The organism is Chryseobacterium sp. 22458 (genome assembly GCF_052044975.1).
Classification (GTDB): Bacteria; Bacteroidota; Bacteroidia; order Flavobacteriales; family Weeksellaceae; genus Chryseobacterium.
This window is the reverse complement of record NZ_JBQEOA010000006.1, coordinates 202,684-211,287: the sequence shown is the minus strand read 5'-3', so window position 1 is coordinate 211,287 and position 8,604 is coordinate 202,684. Positions and strand designations below refer to the sequence as shown.

The 8,604-nt window shown below is 36.8% G+C and carries 6 protein-coding genes; 3 read left to right on the top strand and 3 right to left on the bottom strand.

Annotation, left to right across the window (positions count from 1 at the left end):
- Nucleotides 1-535: 535 nt before the first annotated feature.
- Nucleotides 536-2,164 carry an acyl-CoA carboxylase subunit beta gene (locus tag ACTJJF_RS19670; RefSeq protein ID WP_440700749.1) on the bottom strand — a complete coding sequence of 543 codons (1,629 nt, stop codon included), beginning with the start codon at nt 2,162-2,164 and terminating at the stop codon, nt 536-538.
- Between the two features lie 529 nt (nt 2,165-2,693).
- Between ACTJJF_RS19670 and ACTJJF_RS19665 the strand changes: the two genes are divergently transcribed.
- Genes ACTJJF_RS19665 through ACTJJF_RS19655 form a run of 3 tightly spaced genes read left to right on the top strand, consistent with a single transcriptional unit; the run spans nt 2,694 to nt 5,428 of the window.
- The gene (locus tag ACTJJF_RS19665) at nt 2,694-3,572 is read left to right on the top strand and encodes a DMT family transporter (RefSeq protein ID WP_440700748.1); all 879 of its coding nucleotides are present in this window, start codon (nt 2,694-2,696) and stop codon (nt 3,570-3,572) included.
- 13 nt (nt 3,573-3,585) lie between these two features.
- Nucleotides 3,586-4,668: a PorV/PorQ family protein gene (locus ACTJJF_RS19660; protein WP_440700747.1), complete on the top strand. Its 1,083-nt coding sequence runs from the start codon at nt 3,586-3,588 to the stop codon at nt 4,666-4,668.
- A gap of 10 nt (nt 4,669-4,678) precedes the next feature.
- A complete protein-coding gene (locus tag ACTJJF_RS19655) occupies nt 4,679-5,428 on the top strand; it encodes a hypothetical protein (RefSeq protein ID WP_440700746.1) in 750 nt (249 codons plus the stop codon).
- A gap of 403 nt (nt 5,429-5,831) precedes the next feature.
- On the opposite strand, the gene uvrC is transcribed toward ACTJJF_RS19655, so the two are convergent.
- Complete coding sequence (uvrC, locus tag ACTJJF_RS19650; protein WP_440700745.1) at nt 5,832-7,625, bottom strand: excinuclease ABC subunit UvrC; 1,794 nt, start codon at nt 7,623-7,625, stop codon at nt 5,832-5,834.
- Between the two features lie 92 nt (nt 7,626-7,717).
- A complete protein-coding gene (locus ACTJJF_RS19645) occupies nt 7,718-8,479 on the bottom strand; it encodes a hypothetical protein (RefSeq protein ID WP_430809045.1) in 762 nt (253 codons plus the stop codon).
- Nucleotides 8,480-8,604: the final 125 nt, after the last annotated feature.

The following is an 8,604-nucleotide window of genomic DNA, read 5'->3' as shown; positions in this document are numbered from 1 at the left end:
ATGTATCCTCAGAGAATCTTTCGCCATTTACTTTACAACAGGTATAGATCCAGGTTTTGGCTAAAGCCTATGGAATTATTCTTTTGGATGAGAACGGGCTAAAGCCCATCCCTATTGAATACGGTGTGGTTTACTCATTTTCCATGAGTGGTATACTGATTTTTATAATCTACCACAGATACCACAGGTTTTTAACAGATGATAATGTCTTCAATATTTATGCCCTATCATTGGGGATATAATTCCAGACTGCTCATTACTCATTACTAGTCACCCATTCCTAGCCCCGATAGTAACGGTTACCCCGCAGCATGGGTTGGAGAAGCAGCTGGGTTTTAAGGATGGGAGCGCAAAGGCGTGAGGAGTATGAGTGGATAGCGGGATCAAGCTCCTGAAAATAATAGAGTGGTGAGGAAGATTGTAAATTAATAATAGCAATGATCTCTTAAAAATAAGACTTTATAATGACCATTGGTAATAAAAAACGTCTCAATTACTTACTGAGACGTCTTTTAATTATATTTTACAGGACTATTTATACCTGAATTACTCCTAAGTTGAATTTCTCAGTAATAGGGGCGTGATTGGCTGCCTCAATTCCCATAGAGATCCATTTTCTCGTATCTACCGGATTGATGATCGCATCGGTCCATAATCTTGCAGCAGCATAGGTAGCTTCGGTTTGTTTCTGATATCTTTTTGAAATGGTATCCAGAATTTCGTTGTGCTCTTCTTCAGAGATTTCTTTACCTTGCTTTTTCAATGTAGATTCTTGGATCTGCGCCAATACTTTTGCAGCCTGTGCTCCTCCCATTACCGCTAAATCAGCCCATGGCCATGCAACGATAAGTCTAGGATCGTAAGCTTTTCCGCACATAGCATAGTTTCCTGCTCCGTAAGAATTCCCGGTAATGATCGTAAATTTAGGAACTACAGAGTTTGATACGGCATTTACCATTTTTGCTCCATCTTTGATGATTCCTCCGTGCTCTGATTTTGAACCTACCATGAATCCCGTAACATCCTGCAGGAAGATCAAAGGAATTTTTCTTTGATTGCAGTTGGCAATAAAACGGGTTGCCTTATCTGCCGAATCGGAATAGATTACTCCCCCAAACTGCATTTCACCTTTACCGCTTTTTACCAGTTTTCTCTGATTAGCCACAATACCTACAGACCATCCCTCAACTCTTGCCGTGGCACAGATGATACTTTTCCCATAATCCGGCTTGTATTCTTCGTATTCAGAGTTATCCACAAGACATTTAATAATTTCATAAGTATCGTACTGCTCAGCTCTGGAAACCGGCATGATTCCGAAAATGTTTTCCGGATTTTCTTTTGGCGGAAAGCTTTCTATTCTGTCGAAGCCTGCTTTCTCAGTACTTCCGATAGACTTCATAATATTTTTTATTCTGTCCAAAGCATCTTTATCATCTTTAGCTTTATAATCTGTAACACCTGAAATAGAGCAGTGGGTAGTAGCTCCTCCCAATGTTTCATTATCAATGCTTTCACCGATAGCCGCTTTTACGAGGTAGCTTCCGGCAAGGAAAATAGATCCGGTTTTATCAACGATCATTGCTTCGTCACTCATAATAGGAAGATAAGCTCCTCCGGCTACACAGCTTCCCATTACCGCAGAAATCTGGATGATTCCAATTGAACTCATCTTTGCATTGTTTCTGAATATACGTCCGAAATGCTCTTTATCCGGAAATATCTCATCCTGCATAGGAAGATAAACGCCGGCAGAATCTACAAGATAGATGATCGGAAGTTTGTTTTCCATGGCAATTTCCTGTGCTCTCAGGTTTTTCTTTCCGGTGATGGGAAACCATGCACCAGCTTTTACAGAAGCATCATTGGCCACAACAATACATTGTCTTCCGGAAACGTAACCAATCACCACAACCACACCTCCGCTAGGGCATCCACCATGTTCTGCATACATTTCATAGCCTGCAAATGCTCCTACTTCTATAGAATCTGAATCCTTATCAAGAAGATAATCTATCCTTTCTCTGGCAGTCATTTTACCTTCATCACGAAGCTTTTGAAGCCTCTTTTCACCGCCTCCTTTTTTAATTTCTGTGAGCAGGCGATTTATATCTGATAATTTCAATCTGTTCTGATCTTCTCGTTTGTTGAATTCGATGTCCATAAAATTTCAATTTTTTACGCTTAAAGATACTATTTTTATGAGTAATATGGATTGGATATAAAACAAGTGTTTAATACTTTGGTTTCTAGTAATTTGTGAAATTTTTAACAAAAAAATGTTTTCTAATAATTTATATTTTTTCTAACTTTACATCAGAGTAACAGAGGTGATATTCTCTGCTAAATACTCAGTTCCTAGTTTATTTTTTTAATAGTTTATTATTTGAAGGCCCTGAAAGTTTAACAAATTTTCAGGGTTTTTTGTAGCTGCATCTCACTCATTATAATATTTTCTCTATTCTACAGCAACAACAGGATTTTTTATATTTCGTATTGATTTAATATCCTATTTTTAAGTTGTGCCTTCCGCATCTTTTTTTAGAAAATTAATAAAAACAGATCCTGAATTAGTAAGTAAAACTATTAAAAAAGATATTTATAATTTTTTATTAATTTAAAATTGATTTTTTTATAAGATTTGTAAAAGCCTATTTGTAAATTTGCACATCAAAATTCAAAGAAGATAGGTTATGCATAAATTGGCACTTTTCAGATTGCACTTAATAGTATTTTTATGGGGTTTCACTGCAATTTTAGGAAAACTGATTCATGCCAATGCTCAGATTCTTGTATTTTACAGAATGTTGTTTGCCTCTGTTTTTCTCTTTATATTCATCAGAGTCTTTAAGAAGGAAAGCATCAAGGTTTCCAAAAAAATATTCTTTCAGCTGGCAGGAATAGGAGTGGCAATGGCACTGCACTGGTACTGTTTTTTTTATTCAATCAAAGTTTCCAATGTGTCCATAGCTTTAAGCTGTCTGTCGCTATCCACACTTTTTGCTTCCATACTGGAGCCCGTAATTTTTAAAAGAAAAATTGATGTATCTGAAGTGGTCATGGGAACAGTCATTGTGGCCTGCATCCTATTGATTTTTAAAACGGAGTTTCATTTTAAAGAAGGAATCATCTATGGGATCCTGTGTGCTGTTTTCGGAACTATTTTCTCGGTATTTAACGGGAAGATGTTTGGGAAAACCAGTTCAGAGAATATTATATTTTATGAAATATTCTGCGGTTGGTTCGTTTTAATGATATTTTATCTGCTTTCAGGTCAAATTTTTCAAATGAATGAAATAAACTACAGGGATCTGGCGTTAATATGCTTGTTAGCAAGTGTTTTCACTGCTTTTCCGATGCTGGAATCAGTGAATTTAATGAAGTATATATCACCCTTTACGCTAATTTTAACAGTTAATTTGGAACCGGTCTACGGAATTATACTAGCTTTTTTTATCTTTGGGGAATCAGAACATATGAGCCCTATATTTTATATTGCATCAGGTGTTATGATACTGGCAATCATTGCAAACGGATTAATTAAAGCCAGGAAAAATAAAAACTTTAACTAAGCATCAAATTTATATGATGAAAAAATATTTTTTACTTGCATTTTCACTGCTGTTTGGGATTTCTCAATCTCAGATTGTCAGAAAATATTCTAATGAATTCTTAAATATTGGAGCAGGTGCAAGAGGTCTGGCAATGGGAGGGGCGGTAATCTCCAATCAGGATGATGTGTACGCCCCTATGTGGAACCCTGCAGGTTTGATGTCTATCGAAAGAGACTGGCAGGGAGCAGCCATGCACGCTGAATACTTTGAATCAATTGCAAAATATGATTATCTGGCTTATGCCAAAGTAATGGAAGAGGGCGTATTTGGCGTTTCGGTAGTGAGACTTGGGGTAGATAATATTTTGAATACCACTCAGATGATCGATTCTGAAGGGAATATAGATTATGATAAAATCACAAAATTCTCACAGTCTGATTATGCTGCCATTCTTTCTTATGCATTCAGACCGGGAGGAAATCCGAAGCTGGATGTAGGGGTGAATGCCAAGATTGTCTATAGAAATGTAGGGAAATTTGCCAACGGATATGGTTTCGGTTTTGACGTGGGTGCTATTTATAAGGCCGACAACGGATGGAAGTTTGGAGGAATGGTTCGTGATATCACCACTACGGTAAACTTTTGGAGCGTGAATCAGAAAGAGCTTTCTACAGTGGTAAACGGGGAAGAATTCAACCCGGCGCCGAAAGATAAAATGGAACTTACGATGCCTAAGCTGAATGTAGGAGCGAGTAAACTGTTTGAGATCAACAGCAGCGTATATGTATTGCCGGAAGCCGGTATAAATGTAGATTTTGCTAAGACTGCTTCATTGATTTCAACAGATTTTGCAAGTATCAGCCCTTATGCGGGAGCTGAATTAGGCTACCAGAAAATGATTTTTGTGAGATTGGGGATCAACAGATTCCAGTCGATTACAGATATAGAAGACCTTAAAAGAAAAGTTTCTTTTCAGCCAAGTGCGGGGATCGGGATACGATACAGAGGGCTTACACTGGATTATGCAATTACCAATTCAGGGATAGGCGGATCTAATTTTTATTCGAACTTCTTCTCGCTGAAACTGGATATGGGAGCATTCAGAAATGATTAAATTGGGAAATATGAAAAAGATTTCAGTATTGGTGTTGGCAATTTGCTCAACAGCCGTTTTTGCGCAAAAAGTGTCAGATTATAAATATGTGGTGATTCCTGAGAAGTTTCAGACCTTCAAAAACAGCAGCTTCGGACTGGAAGCTTCTTTGTCAAAAGCATTGAAGGGAAAGAAATATGAGGTTTTAACAGAAGCTATGGATACCTGGCCTACTGAAGCAAGAGATAACTCTTGTAATGTAGTGAATGCTGAAGTCATCAATGATAAAAGCTTATTTACCAATAAAGTGATCTTACAGTTTAAAGATTGCAGCAAAAAAGTGATTTTCGAATCCAAAGGACGCTCAGATATCAAAGAATTCGAAGAAGGATTTGCTGATGCTCTGAAGCAGGCTTTAACAACGGTAGGAGTTTCAAACCCGGTTGCCATGCTGCCGGCCCGTACTTCAGAAGTTACTGAGAATGTTCAGAAAACAGTTTCAGAATCACCGATATCTTCAGCTACGCCGTCTGCAAATACCTATTCCAATGGAAAATCAGAACTTCAGAAAATCCAGGTGGATGCCGGTCAGTTTATTTTAGCCAGCTCAGGAAGCTCTGTTCCGTTTGCTGTTTTTAAAACAACATCCAAAAAAGATGTTTTCATCGTAAGACTTGCTGATGGAAATACAACGATAGGATATTTTGAAAATGGGAATATTGTAATAGATATACCACAGGCAGACGGAAGATATTCTAAAGAAGTTTTTAAAGGAAAATAATTACAAATATCAATAATCAATATAAAAGGCTCTTCAAAAAAGAGCCTTTTACGTTATATATGCTGATGTGTTTTTCATTTTTTTGATATTTAAGGTGACAACTGCTTTTATGATTTAATTAGATAAACCATTCTACAACATGAAAAAGGGGATAGGATTATATTAATAGAAAAATTTTCATAGTATTGTTGTTATTAGTTAACAATACTAATTTACGATAAAAATATAAATAATCATAATATTTTTAAAAATATTTATTTATTTATGTGTTTTATTGTGATATTTACGTGAAAATGTTTTCGTTTTTGACTTTTAGTCTCTTTTGGTTGAATTAAAAATAATGCCTGAAGCCCTATAAAATCTTTGTTTTATTGGTGAAAAATGAATCGGATAAAATAAACGTTTATTGAGCGTTGAAAAACTCCCAGATTACCTTGGCTTTGCTTTTCCCCAGAATTTCTTCCAGAGTTTCCAGATTAGACTCCTTGATACGTTTTACCGATTTTAATCTGGAGAGCAGTAATTCAATGGTTTTTTCTCCTACTCCAGGGATTTCCTCCAGCTCGGATTTTATGGTAGAATTTTTTCTTCGGGTCCTGTGATGCTTTACACCAAAGCGGTGCGCCTCATCACGTACACGCTGAAGGATCTTCAACGTTTCGGATTTTTTGTCCAGATACAAAGGGATAGGATCTTCCGGGAAGAAAATCTCTTCAAGTCTCTTGGCGATTCCTACAATGGTAATCTTTCCGTAAAGTCCCAATAGTCTTAAACTTTTTACAGCAGAAGATAGCTGCCCTTTTCCACCATCAATAAGGATCAGCTGTGGAAGACTTTCCCCTTCGTCCACCATTCTTTTGTAACGGCGGTAGATCACCTCTTCCATCGTAGCAAAATCGTTGGGTCCTTCTACAGTCTTGGGATGGAAAATTCTGTAATCAGCCTTGCTGGGCTTTCCGTCTTTGAAAACAACACAGGCAGAAACCGGATTGGTTCCCTGAATATTGGAATTATCAAAACCTTCAATATGTCTTGGCTCTACAGGCATTCTCAGCAATTTCTGCATTTCAGCCATGATTCTGTTCGTATGCCTTTCGGGATCTACGATCTGAACCTGCTTCAGCTTTTCCAGACGGTATTCTTTTGCATTCTTTTCAGAAAGCTCTACAATTCTCTTTTTATCGCCCACTTTAGGAACAATCAGTTTCACATTCGGAATTTCTACCGATAAATGGAAAGGTAGCAAAACCTCTTTAGAATCGGAACCGAATTTCTGACGGATCTCAATCAAAGCTTCCTCCATAATATCTTCATCAGTTTCCTCCAGGATCTTTTTGATTTCTGTAGTGAAACTCTGAATGATATTCCCGTTCCTGATCTTAAAGAAATTGACATAAGCCGCTGTTTCATCACTGGTCATACCAAATACATCCACATCATCAATATTAGGATTTACAACCGTATTTTTGGCCTGATAATCTTCCAGAATATCCAGCCTTTCCTTAATGATCTGGGCTTCCTCAAACTGAAGACCGGAGGCCAGCTTCATCATTTGATTCACCAGATAATCTTTGGCTTTCCGGAAATCTCCTTTGATGATCCCACGGATGGCATCTATCTTTTCATCATAATCCTCTTTGCTTTCAAGATCTTCACAGGGACCTTCACAGTTTTTGATATGATATTCCAGACATACTTTATACTTACCTTCCGCAATTTTAGCGGGCGCAAGATTCAGGTTACAGGTTCTGAGCTTATAGATATGTTTGATGGTGTCCAGCAAGATCTTTGCAGGCCTTACCTTTGCATAGGGACCATAGTATTCAGATCCGTCCTTGATCACGTTTCTGGTCAGGAAAATTCTCGGAAAATCTTCGTTTTTGATACAGATCCAGGGATAAGTTTTGTCATCTTTAAGCATGACATTATAAAACGGCTTATGTTCTTTGATCAGGTTGTTTTCCAATAAAAGAGCATCATATTCACTGTTTACAATGGTAGTTTCCAGACGCTGAATCTTGCTGACCATTATTTTGATTCTGTATCCCGAAAGATTTTTATTAAAATAGGAGAGTACCCTCTTTTTCAGATTTTTAGCCTTGCCTACATACAAAAGCTGTTCGTTTTTATCATAATAACGATAAACGCCGGGTTCAGATGGTAAGGTTTTGAGCTGTAATTCTAAAGAAGGATTCATATAACAAAATTAAGGAATCTTTCCCTATTTTAAAAAAAGAAAAACCTGCAGATTAGTATGCAGGTTTTACATTGTATAATGAAGTCTTTCAATTATCCGTTTGTCATAGAAGTATATTCGTTTACCAGAAAGCTTAAATAATCCCATTCCACGGAGTTTTTAGGATACTTTTTCATGAATTCCTGATTATCTCCGAAAAGGAAATCATAATTATCTTCAAAATCATCTTTATGAAGCCAGATTACCTTATCACCTTTCTTTACATAATAAGATTTGATCACACCGCCACCAAGCTGAGGAGAGCCCATGACAGAGAATCCTGTTGTTTCTTTAGCTCTGGGATCATGGTAAACGGAAATAATATCATCAAAACCAGGGTTAATAACCTGCATCAGGAATTCCTTTTCATCCTTTTTATTCTTTAAGGAAACCGTCTGATTAACAAAATAAATCCTGTCATTATTGGTCGTCTTTGTCAGTTTTTTGGTTCCGTAATTTCTGATGTTCCCCATATACTTGGCAACTTTTGCAAATTTTTCAGCATTGCTTGGGTATACATACATTTCATTGATCTGATCTGCATTGAAGGTAGCATTCTTTTTGGTCACACTGTCTTTGATGGCCACTTCGTAGATCTGTCCCTTTTTGGTTTCGATTTTGTTACAAAACCCTTTGTAAGTGGTTCCGTCCTTTAAAATGATAGTAGAAGTTTTCTTTGGTGATGGAGTATTAAAGCCTTCATTAAAAAGGTAAGTCTCCATTTTTTTGATGTCTTCCTTAGAGTATTTTACTTTCTGTGCGAAAGCTGTGGTACCGGCAACGCATAAAGCAAGCAGTAAAGATTTCAGTCTCATGTTTATTGTTTTTAATTTTCGGAGGTAAAAATAATAAATTAATTCACTTCTTTTCATAAAAATATAGAAGGGTGAAATTTAGTTTCTCCAATTATTGTTAAATGCTTAATTTTAAGGAAATTTTT